Origin of the sequence: Enterococcus sp. BWT-B8 (assembly GCF_020567625.1) — a bacterium.
GTDB lineage: Bacteria > Bacillota > Bacilli > Lactobacillales > Enterococcaceae > Enterococcus_L.
In genome coordinates, this window is sequence record NZ_JAJDJV010000005.1 from 61,067 (window position 1) to 81,727 (window position 20,661).

Genomic DNA, 20,661 nt, shown 5'->3' on the forward strand with positions numbered 1-20,661 from the left:
TTGCGGTCATTTTCTTCTAAAAAAATACACCTTGAGAGTTCTCCATGATTTGTTCCGAAAGCCATTGATTCAGCTGGAGCTCCATTTTCCCATCTCCCGGATTTGGTGCTTTTATCAGCAGCTGTTGTCCATTTTCCAATTGTTTCAATGCTTCATCTTTTTTCTTTTCAATATAATAATAGTAAGCTGCTGTCACACGGCAATTTCCCATTGAAGACTGCTTCAAACTCATTTGAACATCCTTGTCTTCCCATAATTGAGAAATACGCACATCTTTTTCTCCGAAGATACACAGACAAAACAGCAGCTCTTTCTTCAGCTCTATTTGATAAAGGCTGATAATGTCCTCTTTATGCCTCCAAATCTCTTCCAGTTTTGTTTTATAGATTCTCCATTGTCGACAATCCAATGCACGACCTACCTGCAGGAAACTCAGATAGTCATTAAAATACGTACGTTTAGGAATTTCAGGAACATCACTAAAATAACTGTCAGGCAGTTCCCGATAGGTTTTTCCTTTCATCATCTGATCATTTACTTCGAACTGAAGATAAAGTAAGTACTGCTGTTCTTCGCTTGCAGAAGCAAGCATTATACTCATCCCATCATTAAAGCCCATAGGGATACCATTTGTTACGATAATAAATAAACCGACAACAACAAAACAGCTGCCCCACAATGAAACAGGCGCAAAAAAGATGCCTGCAATGACTGTTGCAATTAAATTAACCATAACACCGCCCATAAGATATAGGCGAAATGGATATTTTCCTCTTTGATAGGCTGGGGGAGACATCAGACACTGTCCCAATGTTCCAGGGACTTTCTGACGTCGAAAAATCACCTTGCCATTTTCCTGCCAAATCCATATAAAAGAAAAAATCCGATAGCTGACCAGCTTATAACCGGTTAAAAAACCAAAAAGACCATGTCCCGCTTCATGAATGACAATATGAATAATATAAAAGATAACTGTTAATAAAAGCAGCTGGAAAATTTCCCTTCCAGTCAACTCACCGGAGCCAACTGAATACCCAAGGTACCTCCCTATGACTGCACCAAAAAGAATCATTATCGTAAACATCCCAAACCGCTGCCAAATTTTTTTCATGTCTCTCCCCCATCATCTACTGGATAATTTAAACTATATTCACCTAAAATCCAAAAATCCTTGATTATGAAAAAATTCATACCCTGTGCTTGTTCTCCCCTTTGTAATAAGCTAACTATGAACAAACCAAACACTTTACAATGAGCTGCATTGAGCTGCAATCGTTTTTCTGGCGTGTTTCTTCGCTGCTCTTTGTACCGCCCGAACGCTCAATGATGGAGACCTGTTGTCAAGTGCACTGGTTATTTAATAAGGAAGTTTTTTTATAGGTTCTTTTGAGTTGCCAGCTACTGTTACTATCCAGTTTAACGTAATTAAACAAGAAAAGAAAAAGTTCTTTATTTCATTTCAAGGTTTCCATCAAAAAGCTTGCAAGACAGTTGCATTACTTAAAGTTCCGAAAACATTGCAGCTATTTATTAGAACACAAAAAATGAACCTTTAAACGCCTGCTGCTTCCCATTTGATCGGGAAAAGACAGCGTATCGTTCAAAGATTCATCCATCAAAAGTATCTGTTGGTTTTACACACTTTTATCTATTTAAAAAATTGAGGAAGATAGCTTTTATGTGCTTCCAGCAGTTCTTCCATGACTTCTTTCGCTACATCACCGCTTGTAATCAGCGGATTCATTGTGAAGGCCTGCAATAAAGTTCCTTTATCTCCAGTTACAGCTGCTTCAACTGTTAACAGTTCCATAGATTTCATCAACTGCAGAAGCCCTCTTTCCTGTGGCTTGAAGCTGCCAAAATTATAAGGAATCGGCCCTTTTCCAGTAATCATACAAGTAACCTCCACCGCTGAGTCATCCGGAAGATCAGTAATTGTTCCGTTGTTTCGGGTGCTGACAGTCATTGTTGTCCGTTTGTCATTATGAATTGAATTGATGATTTCGCAAGCTGCATCGCTGTATCTCGCTCCACCGCGCTCTGCCAACTGCTGTGGTTTATAATCCAATTTGGGATCTTTATACAGTTCAAACAGCTCTTCTTCAATAATTTTAACTTTCTCAGCTCTTGTCCCATTATTTTTGAAATCTTCCAATTCTTCTGCAAGCATTTTATCTGTATAATAGTAATAGTTATGGTATGGACATGGCATCATATGAAGATTTTCAACCTGTTCAAAAATCAGATCATTGTCTTTAATATTTGCAACGATTGTTGTTGATTCAGACCCACCATACATTTTTTTAATTAATTCATCGGTACGATCCTGACCATCCTTATCAACCACCGTATGCCAGTGCAAGTGATTGATTCCAGCAAACTGGAAGAATAAATCTTTCGGTTTTTCTCCCAACAGTTCTGACTCTTCAAACACTGCATTGACAGGAATATTACATAATCCTACAACTTTGTTCCAGTTGCCGTATCGCAAGACAGCTTCTGTTACCATTCCTGCCGGATTTGTAAAATTAATTAACCAGGCATTAGGACACAGCTCTTTCATATCCTCCACGATATCCAGGATCACTGGAACTGTGCGCAATGCTTTAAAAATCCCTCCTGCGCCATTTGTTTCCTGTCCAATTAAGCCATGGCTTAATGGAATGCGCTCATCCAAAACCCGTGCATCTAATAAACCGACTCTCAACTGAATCGTTACAAAGTCTGCGTCTTTTAATGCTTCACGGCGATCCAATGTTAGATGTACTTCACAGTCAATCCCAGCAGCTTTCACCATTCTTTCAGCCATTGCACCGACAATTTCCAGCTTATGTTTCCCCTCTTCAATATCAACCAGCCACAATTCACTGACAGGCAGTTCCTTATGACGTTTGATGAATCCTTCCACTAATTCAGGAGTGTAGCTTGAGCCTCCGCCAATTGTTACAATTTTAAGCTTTTTCATTTTTTCATTCTCCTGTCTTCTTTATAGTTAATTTTTTCATATAAATCTGTTTTTATGGCTTAAGTATATAAAGTTCGACACTTTCTGTAAATGGTTTCACCTTTCTTAGAGAAATGTTCACTATTTTGTAAAATGTCACAAAATAAAACATTGTGTTTTTTCTCATTTCCGTAATAAAATCCCCCATAAAACTCTTTATATCAGTAATTCTCTATACTTGACAGATAAAAATCTGTTGCGTAGAATGAGCAGAAGAATAGAATAAAAAAACAAAGCTGTTAAGGGAGCGTTTATATGCTTTTTTTATCTCATCAGGTTGAATTAAAAGATATCGAGGTCAATATCTACAATTACATTACTGCGAACATACACAAAGTCTGCTTTATGAGAATAAGGGATCTGGCAAATGCCACTCATGTCAGCACTACAACAATTTTACGTTTTTGCAAAAAGTTCGGCTGTGAAGGATATTCCGATTTTCGTCTTCGCCTTCAACTCTATACTGAGGAGCTGGATAAAAAAGCGCTGGAAGTATCTTCAATTGATGAAATGCCATTTATTGAATTTCTTAAACGTACAAGTTTCCCAGAGTTTCAAGAAAAAATTAATGCTGCAGCAACTATTTTAAAAGAGACAGATCTAGTTCTTTTTGTTGGAATCGGGACATCCAGTACGATGGCCGGATACGGCGCAATGCTGTATTCCTCTCTGTTTACATTAGCTTTAAATATAGAAGATCCATTGAACACACCTTTATATAATATTTCATCAAATCTGGATAGTAAAATCTGTCTGATTACCATTTCAGTTTCTGGAGAGAATGAAGATCTGATTGACTGTATCAATCAATTAAAAATTCATAAATCACATATTATTTCCATTACAAATAGTGCTAATTCAACTATTTCCCGTCTTTCAGATGTCAATTTACCCTATTACACAAACACAGAAATGTATCGGGAAACAAATATTACCTCTCAGCTGCCGGTTACATACATCCTTGAAATGCTGGCACGAAAAGTACATCAAATAAAAAATGAAAAATAGCATATTGCGTTGCCTGCAACTTAGAATTTTTTCTGCAGACAATGCAGCTTTTCTTTTTTTATCCTACCAAAGAACAATTCCCATAGACAGTACCCACTGATACTGTATGCTCTTATTAAAACCACGCACTGTTCTTTTCAAATGAAAAAATGACTTCCTAAAAAATATTCCCATTTCCTATTCTAATAGTAAATAAGAGTTGTGTTCGTTTACTCAATTACCCAAACTGTGTAAAAATACACACTGTTTTTCTGCACAGTAATTTTAGTGTGTATATCAGAAAATTCAAAAAAGACTGGAACAACCGCATTTATAAACATATAACATTATAATAAATACGGCATAGTTCTTGCTTATTATATTCTTGAGACCAATTTGAAGGGAGGTAAGTTTAATTAAGATGTATCGTTTCAGAAAATAGAAAGGAGTGGTTGGTTTCCAGAAATAATTGAAATGACAGCGTTTTAATTATTTTGAAAGATTTGTTGACTTATAATACAAAATTCAAAGAACTAAGGAGATAATTATGAATGGGATTATGAAATTTATGGAGAAATACATCCTGCCCGTTGCAGCTAAGATCGGATCAGAAAAACATCTGGTTGCTTTGCGGGATGCGTTTATCGGAACGATGCCGGCAACGATGGCCGGTGCTATTGCAGTATTACTAAATGCTTTTATGGTGCGACACGTTTCCAGCTGAAAAGGCTGGGCACTTGAATAGTTAATTTTCAAGGAGAACTGATGATTCGAGAAATGGAATGACAGAGTAACGTCTGGAAATGTTTCCTCTGATACTCCGATTGGCAATTGGCTGAGGTTAGCAGCGAATAGTCAAAAGCTCGGTGAAGTCGGCTGAGAGTTACCGCAGTTGTGTAAACAAGCGAAAGCTGTCCGGAGGCGGATGGTGTAACCTATAGGCCGGGAGTCCAAAAAATACTCATGGTGAGAATGTGCATCAGCACTGACAAACCTGCGAAGGTACAGATCTATAAGCATGGGATACAGAAATGTATCTACTCCTAATTAGGTTATCCCCCTATAAATGAGTGTAAGTTGCGGTTTAGTAAAATTCATAGATATGAACAACCGTGTGGCGTTACAGGCGTCAGATAACTACAGGTCTAGAGCAGGCACCTAAAAGTATCACAAATGGATAGAATCATCGGAACGTGGAAAGCTGGTGACATGGAGGACTAAACCTTCCTGTGAAATGGTTGAGACGAAAAAAATAAGCTCATTTACACCAGTGAGAGTAGCGGCACAGTACCTGTGAAGCAGTGATAACAAGCTGTGGAGGGATAGCCGCAAGTCAAGCATATTACTGATAAATATGTGCTTTACATAGATAGAAAGAAATGTCTTAAGGCATTCAGGATTCAGTGGGTTTATTCAAATTGACTGATTTCTGTTCTGATACAGTAATTTTTACTGTTGCTTTCACTAATGTTTTACAACAAAAACCGTTCAATTTTGTTGTAAAATAGATGTATATTGATATCAGTAAAATTGATGGAACGCCGTATGAGGTGAAAGTCTCACGTACGGTGTGGTCCGGGGGAAAAGTTGGCGATTATTTCAAAGACTTACCTATCGGAATCGTGATTTTCCAAGAGAATACATCGGCAACCCAAATCCAGTTACTGATTTTTTTACACCTGTTATTAGAATAAACGGGTTGGTCTGGACAGGGACTTTAGCAATTATGGCCGTTGTTTTTGCAATGTCCTTAGGTTTTAATCTGGCAAAAGCCTACAAAGTGGACCCGCTTTCCGGAGCAATCGTATCTTTGGTTGCCTTTTTCATTGGTTTGCCGGATTCAGCTTCTACTACACTTTCTTTAGCCGGTGAACTTCCATCTGAAGTGGCTACAATGATTTCAGATGCAGGCGGTACTGTAGTTACAGAAGGCGGTGTTTCAAGTATCGGCGGAAGTGCCTGGGGCTACTTCAGTTTCGGCTCATACATGGGCGGCTCCGGATTATTTACAGCAATGATTTTTGGTTTTATTTCAGTAATCATTTTCTCAATTTTAATGAACAAAAAACTTATTATCAAAATGCCTGACAGTGTTCCTCCTGCTGTATCAAAAGCATTTGCGGCTATTATTCCGGCAATCGTATCATTATATACTGTCGGTCTGATTCATGACGTGTTTAAACAGATTTCAGGACAGAATCTGGTTGACTGGATTTCTTCAGCTATTCAGGCTCCGTTAATGCAATTATCTCAGGGATACTTTGCTGTATTTATCATCGTGATTTTGATACATGTGCTTTGGTTCTTCGGATTGCACGGAACCAACATTATGTCGCCTGTTTTACAAACCTTATATGGTACAGCCATGGTTGAAAATACCAATGCGTATCAAGCCGGCGAGGAAATTCCATTCAAATGGGTTGCAGGTTCATTTGAAGCATTTGTATGGCCTGGCGGTGCTGGTGTAACACTGGTTCTCCTTATCTGTATCTTGGTCTTCTCTAAACGTGATGATTATAAGACTGTAGGTAAATTGGGAATCGGGCCTGGTGCCTTTAATATCAACGAACCGGTAATGTTTGGTTTGCCTGTTGTATTAAACCCAATTTTGATGATTCCATTCGTCTTGGCACCAATTGCAACAGCAACAATCGCTTATTTCGCAACAATGACTGGTCTGGTTAAACCAGTGGTAGTAAATGTTATCTGGGTAATGCCGACGATCCTCAGCGGCTTCTTGGCAACCGGCGGAGACTGGCGTGCCATTGTGCTGACTCTAGTAAATCTGGCAGTGGCGTTTGTAATTTGGACACCATTCATTCTGGCAGCAAACAAGATGAATCCAGATGATTAAGCTGCAACACTAAATTTTAAAGCTGAGAAATTACACTCTGATGAGTGAGTTTCTTAGCTTTTTTCATGACTTCATTAGTGTACGGTTCTAAAAATATAATTTTATTAATAATAGAAACAAGAGAATCAAAACGAGGTTGTGATAGAAGTGTTCTGGCTCAAGAACCAAGTAGGTATCATGCACACCTACTCTGACAAGTCAATCGTAGTGATTTATGACAATAAGTCGGAATATACGAAAATTGTCAAGAAACACTACTCATAAAATGAATAGCTGTGAATTGATACATTATTTTGACCAGAGCAGCTGTAGAAAATGGAACTAAAAAACTTCCAAAACTCAGATTTTACTCTCAGTTTCGGAAGTTCGTATTAATTAATCAAACAAATTATTTTGCTGCATTCATTGCATCAATGATTACTTGCAGGTATCCGGAAGTATCAGAGAAGGTTGCCCCTGTTACTACATCAGCTGGGCTGTCATCCTCTCCTAAACCGTCCAGTTCTTTCACTGTATCTTCCAGCTCTTTCACTGTTTTCCCTAAAGCAAATTCAGTAATTGCCGCCATATTATCTGAATATGCATTGGTTGCTCCGCCTTTATCCGCCATCATTGCTGAATATGCTTCGTTGTTTGCCTGTTTGGAAGATAATACCAGACCACCCTGAACATCTGCACCAAAATCGGTATCAGAGTTTGGAACACCGCCAAAGTCAGCTGGATCAACATATTGGAATTCATCCACAGTAACTGTTGCCAGCTTATCGCCATCCAGTGCTACTGTTGTAACAGAGAAGGACTTATCTCCGTGTGGTGCACCTAGAAGCTGTGCTTCTTTGAAATCTTCTGTAGTAGTTTTCACGCCTTCAGAAATCATCCCTGTATTCGCTGTATCAATAATCGCTTGTAGATAACCAGAAGTATCAGAGAAGGTTGCCCCTGTTACTACATCAGCAGGACTGTCATCTTCTCCTAAAGCATCCAAGTCAGCAACAGCTGCTTCCAGTTCTCCAGCAGTTTTACCTACTGCAAAATCAATAATTGCATCCATGCTGTCAGACCAATTTTGAGTTGCTCCGCCCTTATCTGCCATCATTGCTGAATATGCTTTGTCATTTTCACGTTTGCTTGCTAAAACAGTATCTGTTGGGAAGTTTTCACCAAAAGCACCATCTGCATTCGGTACACCAGTGAAATCATCTGGAGAAACATACTGGAATTCGTCAAACTGAACACCTAGAATTTTGTCTCCATTCATTGTTACGTTCACTACTGCAAAAGATTTCGTACCATGAGGTGCTGTCAGCAGTTGCCTCATATAGACTGTTCCTTCAGCCGGTGCTGAATCTTTTGTACTTCCGTCGGCAATTGTAATATCAGCAGTTGCCGCATTGCTTGAGCTTTCCGCAGCAGCTGTACTGCTTGCCTCAGTTGATGATGAACTTCCTGTATCTTTACTATCTGAAGCACACCCTGTTACTGCCAGCAACGTTAACAATGCAGCAGTAGTTAAAACGATTTTTTTCATTTAAATTAGCCCCCTAAATATAATTGTTTTTCTATTGTTCATTATATCACATTTTAGAAAACAGTCTTTAAAAAAATTCAAAAATCGTACTATTATGTTGATATAATTTATTAATCAGGCTTAATGAACAATTAATTACAGTTTTCGACTTCTATCTAGGGAAATTTATTATTCTATCAACACAAAAAAATAGAAAGATTGTGCTTAACATCACATTCTTTTATATACACTTACGGTCATTCTGAAAATCTATATAAAAGACTGGAAACCATCTGTTGCAGATTTCCAGTCTTTCTCTTTACTATTTTAGTCTTCTAATTCTTCAAATTGCGAATTGTATAGCGACGCATAGTAGCCGCCTTGTTTAAGCAGTTCTTCATGGGTTCCCTGCTCTTTAATGTCACCCTCCTGCATATAAAGAATCTTATCTGCATCCTTTATAGTTGACAGTCGGTGTGCAATAACAAAGGATGTACGACCAGCCATCAGGTTATTCATGGCTTGCTGAATCAGCCCTTCCGTTCGTGTGTCCACAGACGAAGTGGCTTCATCCAAGATTAGAATCGGTTTGTCTGCCAAAATTGCGCGGGCAATTGTCAACAGCTGTTTCTGACCTTGAGAAATATTGGAAGATTCTTCATTCAATTCCATATTATAGCCGCCTGGTAATGTTTGGATAAAATGATGAACATGGGCTGCTTTTGCCGCTTCATATACTTCCTCATCAGTTGCATCTAGTCGACCATAACGAAGATTGTCCATGATTGTTCCTTTAAACAGCCAAGTATCCTGAAGAACCATCCCAATATTTTTACGGAGATCTGCCCGATTAAAGTCTTTAATGTTGTGTCCATCGATTTTAATCACTCCGGAATTCACATCATAAAAGCGCATTAACAGTTTAACCATTGTGGTTTTACCGGCTCCAGTCGGACCAACGATTGCTACAGTCTGTCCCGGATCGACATGGGAACTGAAATCATGGATAACAATTTTATCTGGAGTGTAACCGAACTGTACATGTTCAAAATCTACTATGCCCCTTGCTTGGTCAAGTTTAACCGGATTTTTAGCCTGTTGATCTTCTTCCTCCTCATCAAGAAATTCAAAAACACGTTCTGCAGCTGCAGCCATTGACTGAAGCATATTTGATACTTGAGCAAGTTGAGCAATAGGCTGTGTCAGGTTCCGAACATATTGGATAAACGCCTGTATATCTCCTACAGTGATAGTCCCATTGTATGCCATAATCCCACCGATGATGGCAACTGCCACATAGCCTAAGTTACCGACAAAATTCATGATCGGCTGCATTAAGCCTGAAAGAAACTGGGATTTCCACGCAGATTTAAATAGAACATCATTTTGCTCTTTAAACTCTTTAAGTGAGTTTTCTTCATCATTAAACAACCGAACAATAGTATACCCGCCGATCGTTTCCTCTACCTTACCATTAATAACACCCAGATATTCCTGCTGTGTTTTAAAATATTTTTGTGAGTTTTTTACAACAATCATAATGAGAATAAATGAGATGGGTACAATCAATACTGATATTCCTGTCATCTGCACCGAGATAGACAGCATCATAATAATAACTCCGATAATGGTAAACGTTGAAGTAATCAACTGTGTGATGGACTGGTTCAGCGACTGTCCCAATGTATCGACATCGTTGGTAATCCGTGACAATACTTCACCGGTTGTACGACTTTCAAAATAGTTCATCGGCATACGGTCGATTTTTTCTGAAATTTCTTTTCGCATACGATACGTAATTTTTTGTGAAATTGTCGACATAATCCATCCTTGAATCGTTCCAAAAAGGGCTGCTACAACATATAATCCCAACAGGAAGAACAGAATACCACCGATTTTTTCAAAATCAATACCGCCTGTTCCCTGATATTTTTCTATTAACCCATTAAAAAGCTCAGTGATTGCCTTTGATAAAATTTTAGGTCCCCAAATATTGAAGATTGTTGAGGCAATCGCAAAAATCATTACAAAGAAAACGGGGATTTTATAAGCGCCAAGATATGAAACTAACTTTTTAATTGTTCCTTTGAAGTCTTTGGCTTTTTCCACCGGTGCAATCTGTCCGAAGCCGCCGCCGCGAGGGCGATTTTGTCTTTTCTCTTCTGCCATTCTTCTCGCTCCTCCTTAATCCGCTTCTTCTAAGCCTAATTCAGCATTGCTTAACTGCGATTGAGCAATTTCCTGATAGACTTCCGATGACTGCATTAGTTCCTCATGTGTTCCCTGATCTACGATGCGTCCCTCATTTAGAACAATAATATTGTCAGCATGAATAATTGTAGAGATTTTTTGGGCAACAATGATCTGTGTTGCTTCTTTGATATTTTCAGAAAGAGCTTTACGTAAAGCTACATCTGTCTTATTATCAAGCGCTGAGAACGAATCGTCAAAAATAAGAATTTTAGGATTTTTCGCCAAAGCACGGGCAATCGACAAACGTTGTTTCTGACCGCCGGAAACATTGGTGCCTCCTTGAGAAATTTCACGACTGTAGCCTTTTTCATTTGAATCAATAAATTCTTCTGCTTGAGCTGTTTTAACTGCTTTTCTCATCTGCTCATCTGAAATATCTGCATCACCGAACTTAATATTCGAAGCAATGTCTCCCGAGAAAAGAACTCCTTTTTGTGGTACAAAGCCCATGATCTCATGCAGTTTATGCAAGGTCATATCACGAACATCTACACCGTCAATTGTAATCCGTCCACCTGTTACATCGAAAAGGCGCGGAATTAGATTTACAATGGTTGATTTCCCTGAACCTGTTGAACCGATCAACGCAGTCGTCTGTCCAGGTTTTGCAGTAAAGTTAATATGATGCAGCACATCTTCATCTGCATCTCCATAGCGAAACTGTACACCTTCAAACTTCACTTCACCCTTAAAGTCATGATCATCTTTTGGTTTTTCAGGATCTTTAATTGTCGGTACTGTTTCCAGTACTTCTTCAACACGACCGGCAGCTACATTTGCACGAGGCAGGATAATTGAAACCATTGACAGCATCATGAATGCCATAATAATCTGCATTGTATATGTGATAAAGGCCATCATATCCCCAACCTGCAGCTGCCCATTATTCATGCCGTGTCCGCCAACCCATACAATGAGGATTGAAATACCATTCATCATTAGCATCATGACCGGCATCATAATAGACATGGAGCGATTGACAAACAATTGAGTTTTCATCAAGTTTGTATTTGCAACATCAAAGCGCGCTTCCTCATATTTTTCACGTGAAAAAGCACGGATAACTGGTAATCCTGTGATAATTTCACGGGAAACCAGATTCACTCTGTCAACTAAGTTCTGCAATGCTTTAAATTTAGGCATAGTAAAGAGCAATAGGGTTAATACCAACACCAGAACGGCAACTACAGCAACACCGACAATCCAGCCCATACCTGTTCCTGTTTTGTATACTTTGTAAATTCCGCCGATTCCCAGAATAGGCGCATACAGCACCATCCGCATAATCATAACAATACCCATTTGCATCTGTTGGATATCATTTGTATTACGAGTGATTAAGGAAGCCGGAGAAAATTTTTCCATTTCAGTATTTGAAAATTGAAGCGTTCGTTCATATTGACCAACACGCAAATTGCGTCCAACTGCAGCGGCAACCAGCGAAGCAATCAGTCCAACAATAATTGCAGCAACTGCTGAAATAAGTGTCAACAGAATCATTTGATATCCGGTTTTCATTATATAGTCCGTTTGGATTTGCTGAATATCCATATCCAATGCTTTATATTCTGCCAAAGTCAGTTGAATCCCAACTGTCCGCATTGAATTATCACCCAAATCACCCAGGCTTTCTTTGGTAGCTTTGCGTGCTGCCTCAACTTTAGTCGGCATAGCATCTGTTGCCTCTTTAATGGAATCTGCCAGTTCCTGGGCCTGAGCAGCTTTTGCCTGTGCTTCTGCTGCCAAAGATTCTGCTTCGGCACCTTTTTCAGCAGCTTCAGCCATATCTGCTGCAGCAGCCGCAGCTTCTCCGGCAGCTTTTGCCTGTTCGCCTAAAGAAGCAGCTTCGGCACCAAGTTTCCGGGCTTTTTCTGCATCTTCTGAGATAGCTGTATAGGCATCCAAAACCTTTTTAGCATCACTGGCTCCAGATGAATCTTTTGCCTGTGAAGATGCCAGCATCAGCATTGGCAAATTAAAAATATCTGCCAGTTTTTCTTCCGTCATATTCTTTTGAAGGTTTAACTTATACACTTCAACTTCTTTTCCATCAATGGTCTCTGTTGTCAGCTTATAATTGTCTTCAATCGTCTGCTTCTCAGCTTCAGTCATAAACATTTTAATTCCCTGAAGAGTTGTCTCCCTTATTTTTTCAGGAGTGGAGTATTCAAGCCCTCCCTGTTGAATACCAACATCGACAATATTCGATGTTAAGCTCGGTAAACTCAAATCACTACGTGCCTGCACGACTAAAAGTACAAGAACTGCGATGACTGCATACCAGTATTTCCCTAGATATTTAAATATTTTCACTTTCAGTCACCTTCCTCTTCCATGGAGAATTTTTGGGAGTATCCTATGAACTTGGAAGTCAGCTCAATGAACTTCTTTGTATCTTCCTCACCCATTTGATTAAAAACCCAAATTATTCTCTCACGCATCTCTCTTTTCTCCGCATTTACAGCTTTTTTCCCACAGGCAGTTAAAGTAACATTAATACGGCGACGATCTTTAGGGTCCATGTGACGAATAATTTGTCCTTTTTTCTCTAAACTTCCTAAAACAGCCGCAATCCGTGCACTTGAAAGATTCAATGAATCAGCCAAATATTTAGGACTGATCGGTTCACCCTGAATATCAAGAAACTTGATGACAATGTTTTCACCTCTGTTACTCTTTTCAAACCGGCTAAATGCACCATCACGATTTTGGATCATCAATTGAACGAGCTCTTTTTCAGCTTCTTCCGCGAATGACATAGGAGTCCTCCTTTTTTCAAAATAATTATATTGAATTATCAATAACTAATAGTGTTAGTAATTAATGCTATTTGATATTAACGCAGTTAGTTATAGAAGTCAATAGAATTGAATAAAAAATCTAATGAGTGTATTTCTATTTAACAAGCTTTGACATTAGTTATGACTTTGATGTTCTAGTAGGGAGGATGAAGAACAGTTGGCTTATTTCATTCAAATAAACTATCATCTCTAACAGAACTTTTTTTGTTTTTTGGATAAAATGTATCATCCATAAACAGCTAAGAAACTTAACTTTCGACACTTCAGATTAATTCTGGAATTTGCTAGATAAAGCTTAGGAAGCTCTCATCTTTTGTAATTTCAAATTATAGAAACCACCTTTTTAAATCAGTTTTTCTTTATAGAAAAACTGATATTCCTTCCAACTCTGAATTATTCAATATTCAGATAATAAAAAAAATCCTTAGACATACATAAAGTCCAAGGATTTTTTATCTATTTATTTAATTATGCACTTTACAGGATCGGCCTGAAAACTATTAAGGAAATAAGTCGCCAGTTCTATTAATATCTTGACTGATTTAAAACTGAGCTATACTTCTAATCCAAGAAATGTGCAGTCAGCACAGGAACACCTCGTAAAAAATGCCGATTTGTTCTCCACTATATAATTTGCAGCTTATCTTGCATAACCATAAGACATGTGACGAGCATTCGTAGAAGCAAGCTTTTAATACAGGAATGAATTATTGCTGCTTCATCTGATTGTCATTCGCATATCATTCTGCTGGATCAAGAGGACTGACTCTATTTAAAGTTTGAATGTTTACACATTCAAAGATTGCCAGCTTCATACCATTACACTTTTGCAGCTGCTTGTTCTTATCATTGACGTACATAAGTTATAATTTTCTATTATTGAACATTATCTTTTATTGTAATCTATAATTTGGTCAGAGCAATAATAAAGGAACCTATAGTAGAACGGAGGAGACCCTCATATTCCAAAGAATTTTACTTGCTAATTAGCCTTTAGGAGCTGAATTATAGTATGCGTAGTTTCAATTTTTCACCTTTCGCTGTTCCATTTTTTCTATCAATAAATCTGCTATAATTCCGTTCCCCAAGTCATAGCTTGAAAAGCATGTATAATTTATTAATTCTCACTTACCAGTTTGAACACCTTTTCTTTTTCACCATTCAAATAGTAGACAATATTTTCTGTTGAGATCCTTTGCAGCTCCCGAATAGATGTCGAAGAATAAAAGGCTGCATGAGGACTGATCAGTACATTACTTCGTCCAACCAGCGGATGATTCGCCAAATCAGGTGTTTCATCACTTAGAACATCCAACGCTGCTCCCTTAAGCCATTCATAATTCAACGCTTTGATCAAATCATTCTCTACCACACAAGTCCCGCGACCCATATTGATAAAATAGGGCTGTCGTTTCATTTTTCTGAAAACAGCAGAGTTGAAAAAATGAACATTGGTCTTATTTAGGTTCATATGATTAGTAATAACTTCTGCGTGATCAAAAATTTCCTCTCTATCAACCAGTTCAATCCCCAACTCTTTCCCGATGTTTTGATCAATAAATGGATCACAGGCAATGACTTTCATCCCCAATGCTTTCGCTCGTTTGCCAACCTGTCTGCCGATTTTTCCAAAGCCAAAAATACCCAATGTCATTTCTTCCAATCGTCGATTAGGTACACCCGAGTCATACCTCCATTGATGATGAAGATCAACAGCCTGACTGTAAACTTTCAGATTTTTAACCAAAGCCATCATCATTGAAATTGTAAATTCTGCGACATCAACTGTGCAGTATTCACCAACCGGACATACACCGATCTTTCGCTTATTTGCTTCCAGCAAATCTACATTATCGTAGCCTGTTGCATTTATGGCTATGACTTTTAAATGGGGCGCATGATCCATCGCTTCAGCATCTATTCTAATAAATGCGGTCAAGAGAGCGTCCGCATCCTTAATTACATCAAAAAATTCTGCCCTTTGCTCGTCACTGTATTCATAAACAACAACTTCACAATCTTTTAACCCATGTTTCAAAATCTCCCGTTCATATTCATGTGCGGGCATCATCGAATCAGAATAATCTGCAATTACTATTTTCATTAGCAGCTCCTTTTATGTTTTCATTAAATTAACCAAGATGGGAAAATCTGTAATTTTCCATCGAATTTCATTATTTATAAATAATCTTAAAGGAGTTACAATGGCAAAGTCAATTTAAATGGTTAAAACAAGAGCCATCACTTTCCTTATATTACGAGGAAAGGATGGCATTAAACTACTATTTCATCGTATAGCCAATTAAAAGATATAATTCCTTATAAAAAATTATTTTAACGTAATTGACTCAATCACCTGCTCAAAGATAATGCTTGCATCTTCCCAAAATTCTTCCGGTGTATCAAACCAAAACTCATAAAATTTACCATTTTTTTGAATACCAATAACTTTACTATAAAACGAAATGCCGCTGCTGTAGGTCAGACATTCTGCAGAAAAAGCTTTCTGCCCATTTATATCAATCTCACTTCCCTCATATTGATCACCTTCAGAATTTAAGTATTGAATGAATTCGCTAAAGGCAACAGCAGATTCAGCTTCATACACGTAACTGAACAATAAAGACGCTTCCCAGAAATTATCTCCTTCATACGCCGAAGCAAACATGATGTCCGCTTCATCTTCTGATTCGTCAAAAACTTCCCAGATAGCCGGGATTTCCATTCCAAAGCCAAACATTTCATTTCTGTACGTTTTCATCAGAGGATATATTTTCTCAGGTACCTGTTTCATCGCTGTCTGTAATTCCTTTTCAGTCAAAGAAATATCTGGTTCCACTCCTGTATCTTTAATAACTTTCTGTGCAAATAGTCTGGTAACCGGTGCAAGTACAGAAAAATGATCCGCATCCTCAACAATAAAGCATTGCAAATTTTCATTTTTAGATTGGCGTTCAATTTCCTTGAGATTACTGGCATTTCCAGCTGATCCTTCAATTACAAATGTAGGTGATTTGATATCAGACAACCAGTGAATCGGCGAACGTAATCTATACTCTTCTTTATTCTCTGTGTCAAAGGTAAATTCAGAAGCATTATGGTAACTGACATCATCTACCGGCCCAAACGAAAATACCGCACGAAACTGATCCGTATACTCAGAAGCAAGCAGTGCTCGAGTACCGCCTGTACTGTGTCCGCCAAGATAAATACGATCTGGATCAACATAAGGCAATGAAGCAGCATATTCATAGGCTGAAACAATATCGTTTACTTCGCCAAAAAGTGTTTCATAGTTTCCCGGATTGCCGCTGCCTCCTCGAAAAGAGGGATACATCATCAATATCCCGGCTTCTCTAAATGCAGATGCAGTCTGATCATTTTCCCAATCCGGATAAGACCAGGCAATTTCATCGAGTCCATTTCCCCAGCCGCCGGTCACCCAAATCATCATTGGACGCTTTTCATTCTCTCTCGGATCACTTGAAACATAGGCTGCAAGTTTTCCAACTTCAGAATCATAGTAAACTAAGTCAAAAACACCTGCGGGAGGCTCCGGTACAGGATTTTGATCACTTTCCTCCCTAATCAGTTTTGTTTCAAATGCATCATGTGCTTCCTTAAAAGACCGACCCTTTCCTGACTCAGATGAACAGGCTGTAATCAATAGCAACGAAAACAAGACTGCCATACAACTAAACTTTTTCATTTTTCAACTCCCTAAGCTTTTGTTCCGCAATGGTGAAATTAAACTAACACTAAATACTTTATCTTTAAAATTATAACGTATCACGAATAACATACACAATCACTTTTATTCACTTTTGTAAATCCGATTTCACAGTTTGCTAATGCGAAATATATATTAATAAAATGTCCATAAAATAAAAACAGGAGCTGCTTTTCGTTAAAACAACTCTCTGCTAAATAAATATTCTTGTGCTTTCCAATAATTTTCAGGTTAACAATCTACTCTTTCGTTTCTCCTGCTTTTTCAAATGCAGATAGCCGATTGCCACAACAATCAATGTTCCCAGTAAATTCACCATGATATCCTTCATTGTATCTCCCAGCGCCTCATGTCCTGCAAGAATCTTTCCATCTGCTGTCATAAATTTCTGCATATTAGTTTGTAGAAAATGGTCTGCCAGATACTCATAAACCTCCCACAATACTCCACAGGTTGTCGCAAAACAAAAGGCAAAGAGACTGACAAAGAAGGGACTCAAATAAACCTCTGTTCTCTCACTTCTGCTGATGAAATCAACGATCAAAAATCCTAAAGCACTAAGCATTCCCGCGCTAAATCCATGGAGAATCATATCCCAGAAAGGAATTTTATAATAAAAATTTTGTACTTCTCCCAAGTATATTGCACAAAACAGAAAAATAAAATAAAGGATTTCCATTAAATCCGGAATATCAATCCCGTACATTTTTTCTACTCTGTATGGAATAAAAATAACAATCATTCCAACAAGACACTGCAATACCATCAGTACATAATCACTTTTCACAAGTTTATATTCCTTATTGGAAATTCCGGAAGGTGCACTCTGCATCATGATGAACGCATACACAACTGAAACAGCTAACAAGCAGAAGACAATAATAAAAATCAGATTTTTTCGTTTATCCAGCTTTGTTTTTCTTTTATCAATAAGTCAGTCCTCCACTCCCTATTCTTCATTTCTTTAATGACACCATAATCAAAACACTTCTGAAAACTCCGGTAAAGCTCACGCCTCATCATTTTTAGTAGAAAATCAATTTTCGTTCTCAATCTGATCTGCGTACCTGTGTAACGATTACCAATAAGTCTAAAAATTTTTCTACAGCCCTCTTAATATAAAAATTTTGATCTATTAATATTTTTCTCATTGACTCATTTATCTCATAAAAACAGCCATTCTTTACAATAATAAGACATCGTTCACACAGCGAAGGCAGCTTTAATCAATTGGTTTATCTCCTCCATCGACTAAGGTGTATCTGAAAAGTTAGTGGCATTCGAATTTTTCAGTGATTTTTGTTGAAATCAAGGAAGAAAACACAGCTTATGTGGTTCATAAGCGAGTATTTATGACAAGGAGTTTGATAAAAATCATCAAACTATTCGCCGCTTGAGTTTTCAGATACACCCTAATGTAACCTTTCAGTCGATACAGCAAAATTTTAACAGGAAAAACCTCATCAATTCAGTACCTGTCAGTTCTGCTGTATCGAGGAAATAATTCGTTTTCTGTACACAGGATTCCTTCACCATATCGTTTGTCTTAAGTGTATTATCAACAGTACTCTTATTCTTTATCCTTCTTTTTCTTTTTGTTTCTGGTTGCAAAAGCACCGCTGGCTCCTAATGCAACCCCTATGCATAAACCAATTGCCAGATTATCCATCAGCAAGCCGAATATCAGCCCCAGCGAAATTCCAATTGCCAGTGAATTGCCATCATCTTTTTTCATATTCTTATTCCCCCGTTCTACTTAATTAGACTTCTTTTTGTTATCGGCAGCATTTTTTAAATGGCCTCATCAGTAAATTAACTGCTCAGCTTCTTAACGTTATCCTGCTGCCAATAAAATGGCTTGCATCATTTTTTCTTTTTCAACAACACACTAAATAGTTCAACCTCTTACCAATTTATTTCTACTGCTTTAGCTGCAGCACTCTATAATTGCTTTTACTTACCGACTCCGGCAACCTCAAAATATAAACTGTTTGACTGGAATGTAAAAGCTTGGAAGGACTCTCTGCTTGAGAAAAGAATAGATCATAATCTTCATATCTTTCTTCGTTCAATGCGTCAGAAAACACCCCTGGCAGTTCCATATAATAAAAATATTTTTTTCTATCATCAACTTGCTGGAATTTAACACCGCAAAAAAACAAATAGCTTAAAGAAAGATTTCGTTTAAGCAGCTCTTTCCTAAAAAATTTGGCTGCCGCCATCCATTCATCACCATAGTCAAAAACAGTTGTTTCATCCTGACATTCAAATTCAAGTGTAGAAAAAAACTCCGGGAGCTTTGTTGAATCCTTTTTTTCAAATAGAATGCTTGTAATCAGTTGAATCCGAGTCAGTTTTTCTTCCTCTCTTCGAATATACTCAGCTATTTTTTCTGCTGTATGATCGGTGGACTGCTGATCTGAAATAAATCCTGAAATATCCTTCAAATCCAATCCTAAGTATTGAAGCGTTTGAATCAAAAAGATCGTCTGCTTTTGATTTATACCATAATAACGATAATTATTTTCCTGATTCACATATATCGGCTCTACTAATCCTATATTGCTGTAATAACGCAGTCTTTGAATGGAGATACCGCATAATTCAGCCATCTCCCCGATCGAAAGAAATTTTTTCAAAATCTCACTCCATCCTCTTGACTCTATAGTGGCTATAGACATTATTATATAATAAAAAGAGTTGAAAGGGGCACAATAAATGAAAATTATTGTAACGAAAAACTATGAGGAAATGAGCAGTCGTATTTCAGAAAGATTAATCAGTGCCATCTATGAAGAAGGGTTCAAAAATATTTCCGTTACTGCAGGAAGCAGCCCGATCCGAGCTTATGAAATAGCTTCAGAGTATATTCAAAAAAATAAACCAATACCAGACACAACTTTCTACAACTTTGATGAAATTCCTTTTCATCAAAGCGGCGGAGATGGTGTTACTATAACTAATCTAAAAAAGAGCTTTTTCGATAAAGCTGGTATTGAAGATGCACAGCTTCATAAACTAACAATGGACAATTATCAAACACATGATGACTACCTTGAACAAGTTGGCGGACTGGATATTGTCTTTCTAGGGATTGGTGCAGACGGACATTTTTGCGGAAATCTGCCTTATACAACAAAATTTTGTGATCAGACAACCTTCGTGTCTATTGATTCCAGACCAGATATGAAAGATATTTTATTAGGAGAAGTTAATGGTAATCCGGAAGAACTTCCTGACGGTTATGTGACGATGGGACCAAGAAGTATTATGAACATTCCAAGAATTATCATGATGGCCTCTGGAAGGAGTAAAGCAAACATCATAAAAAAAGCTTTCTTCGGCGAGGTTACTGAAAGTGTTCCCTCCTCTGTCTTTCAGCTTCATCCAAACTTTACACTCATTCTGGATGAAGAAGCGGCGCAGGAAATTACTGAATATATTTAACTTTGAGACTATTAGTTGTATATTAATTAGAAAACAAGGAAACAAAAAGAGTCAGAGACATTAAATAAAAAAGAAGGA

At 37.8% G+C, this 20,661-nt stretch carries 13 protein-coding genes and 2 pseudogenes; 4 read left to right on the forward strand and 11 right to left on the reverse strand.

The window, feature by feature from the left end; all coding sequences use genetic code 11:
* Positions 1-16: 16 nt before the first annotated feature.
* A complete protein-coding gene (locus LI951_RS06665) occupies positions 17-1,111 on the reverse strand; it encodes a hypothetical protein (protein ID WP_202067176.1) in 1,095 nt (364 codons plus the stop codon).
* Positions 1,112-1,648: 537 nt separating this feature from the next.
* Entirely contained in the window at positions 1,649-2,965 is a 1,317-nt protein-coding gene (locus LI951_RS06670; protein WP_229441648.1) for a 6-phospho-beta-glucosidase, read from the reverse strand.
* A gap of 294 nt (positions 2,966-3,259) precedes the next feature.
* Here LI951_RS06670 and LI951_RS06675 point away from each other — a divergent pair, with 294 nt between their 5' ends.
* The 3 genes and pseudogenes from LI951_RS06675 to LI951_RS06685 form a co-directional block, all read left to right on the forward strand.
* A complete protein-coding gene (locus tag LI951_RS06675) occupies positions 3,260-4,012 on the forward strand; it encodes a MurR/RpiR family transcriptional regulator (protein WP_202067178.1) in 753 nt (250 codons plus the stop codon).
* Between the two features lie 526 nt (positions 4,013-4,538).
* A pseudogene (locus LI951_RS06680) lies at positions 4,539-4,694 on the forward strand (PTS sugar transporter subunit IIC); the annotation flags it as partial.
* 918 nt (positions 4,695-5,612) lie between these two features.
* Positions 5,613-6,845, forward strand: a pseudogene (locus LI951_RS06685) (PTS sugar transporter subunit IIC); the annotation flags it as partial.
* Positions 6,846-7,233: 388 nt separating this feature from the next.
* Here the strand turns inward: LI951_RS06685 and LI951_RS06690 are convergent.
* From LI951_RS06690 to LI951_RS06730, 9 genes are all read right to left on the reverse strand, one after another.
* Positions 7,234-8,373: a peptidoglycan-binding protein gene (locus tag LI951_RS06690; RefSeq protein WP_229441649.1), complete on the reverse strand. Its 1,140-nt coding sequence runs from the start codon at positions 8,371-8,373 to the stop codon at positions 7,234-7,236.
* Between the two features lie 306 nt (positions 8,374-8,679).
* A complete protein-coding gene (locus tag LI951_RS06695) occupies positions 8,680-10,521 on the reverse strand; it encodes an ABC transporter ATP-binding protein (protein ID WP_229441650.1) in 1,842 nt (613 codons plus the stop codon).
* A 15-nt stretch (positions 10,522-10,536) separates the two neighbouring features.
* Complete coding sequence (locus LI951_RS06700; RefSeq protein WP_229441651.1) at positions 10,537-12,918, reverse strand: ABC transporter ATP-binding protein; 2,382 nt, start codon at positions 12,916-12,918, stop codon at positions 10,537-10,539.
* A 2-nt stretch (positions 12,919-12,920) separates the two neighbouring features.
* Entirely contained in the window at positions 12,921-13,364 is a 444-nt protein-coding gene (locus LI951_RS06705) for a MarR family winged helix-turn-helix transcriptional regulator (RefSeq protein WP_229441652.1), read from the reverse strand.
* A 1,159-nt stretch (positions 13,365-14,523) separates the two neighbouring features.
* Positions 14,524-15,510, reverse strand: coding sequence for an NAD(P)-dependent oxidoreductase (locus LI951_RS06710; protein WP_229441653.1), 987 nt, complete (start codon positions 15,508-15,510; stop codon positions 14,524-14,526).
* Between the two features lie 225 nt (positions 15,511-15,735).
* Positions 15,736-17,115 carry an alpha/beta hydrolase family protein gene (locus LI951_RS06715; RefSeq protein WP_229441654.1) on the reverse strand — a complete coding sequence of 460 codons (1,380 nt, stop codon included), beginning with the start codon at positions 17,113-17,115 and terminating at the stop codon, positions 15,736-15,738.
* A 247-nt stretch (positions 17,116-17,362) separates the two neighbouring features.
* Positions 17,363-17,923, reverse strand: a complete 561-nt coding sequence (locus LI951_RS06720; protein WP_202067185.1) for a hypothetical protein — start codon at positions 17,921-17,923, stop codon at positions 17,363-17,365.
* A 783-nt stretch (positions 17,924-18,706) separates the two neighbouring features.
* Positions 18,707-18,871: a hypothetical protein gene (locus LI951_RS06725; protein ID WP_229441655.1), complete on the reverse strand. Its 165-nt coding sequence runs from the start codon at positions 18,869-18,871 to the stop codon at positions 18,707-18,709.
* A 184-nt stretch (positions 18,872-19,055) separates the two neighbouring features.
* Positions 19,056-19,775 (reverse strand): MerR family transcriptional regulator, encoded by a 720-nt coding sequence (locus LI951_RS06730; RefSeq protein ID WP_229441656.1) that lies wholly within the window; start codon positions 19,773-19,775, stop codon positions 19,056-19,058.
* A 79-nt stretch (positions 19,776-19,854) separates the two neighbouring features.
* Between LI951_RS06730 and LI951_RS06735 the strand changes: the two genes are divergently transcribed.
* Complete coding sequence (locus LI951_RS06735) at positions 19,855-20,583, forward strand: glucosamine-6-phosphate deaminase (protein WP_229441657.1); 729 nt, start codon at positions 19,855-19,857, stop codon at positions 20,581-20,583.
* Positions 20,584-20,661 lie beyond the last annotated feature (78 nt).

Excerpts from the sequence above, each read along its gene's own strand:
- LI951_RS06665 (WP_202067176.1), bottom strand. The coding sequence starts at position 1,111 with ATGAAAAAAATTTGGCAGCGGTTTGGGATGTTTACGATAATGATTCTT.
- LI951_RS06670 (WP_229441648.1), bottom strand. The coding sequence starts at position 2,965 with ATGAAAAAGCTTAAAATTGTAACAATTGGCGGAGGCTCAAGCTACACT.
- LI951_RS06675 (WP_202067178.1), top strand. The coding sequence starts at position 3,260 with ATGCTTTTTTTATCTCATCAGGTTGAATTAAAAGATATCGAGGTCAAT.
- LI951_RS06690 (WP_229441649.1), bottom strand. The coding sequence starts at position 8,373 with ATGAAAAAAATCGTTTTAACTACTGCTGCATTGTTAACGTTGCTGGCA.
- LI951_RS06695 (WP_229441650.1), bottom strand. The coding sequence starts at position 10,521 with ATGGCAGAAGAGAAAAGACAAAATCGCCCTCGCGGCGGCGGCTTCGGA.
- LI951_RS06705 (WP_229441652.1), bottom strand. The coding sequence starts at position 13,364 with ATGTCATTCGCGGAAGAAGCTGAAAAAGAGCTCGTTCAATTGATGATC.
- LI951_RS06710 (WP_229441653.1), bottom strand. The coding sequence starts at position 15,510 with ATGAAAATAGTAATTGCAGATTATTCTGATTCGATGATGCCCGCACAT.
- LI951_RS06715 (WP_229441654.1), bottom strand. The coding sequence starts at position 17,115 with ATGAAAAAGTTTAGTTGTATGGCAGTCTTGTTTTCGTTGCTATTGATT.
- LI951_RS06725 (WP_229441655.1), bottom strand. The coding sequence starts at position 18,871 with ATGAAAAAAGATGATGGCAATTCACTGGCAATTGGAATTTCGCTGGGG.
- LI951_RS06735 (WP_229441657.1), top strand. The coding sequence starts at position 19,855 with ATGAAAATTATTGTAACGAAAAACTATGAGGAAATGAGCAGTCGTATT.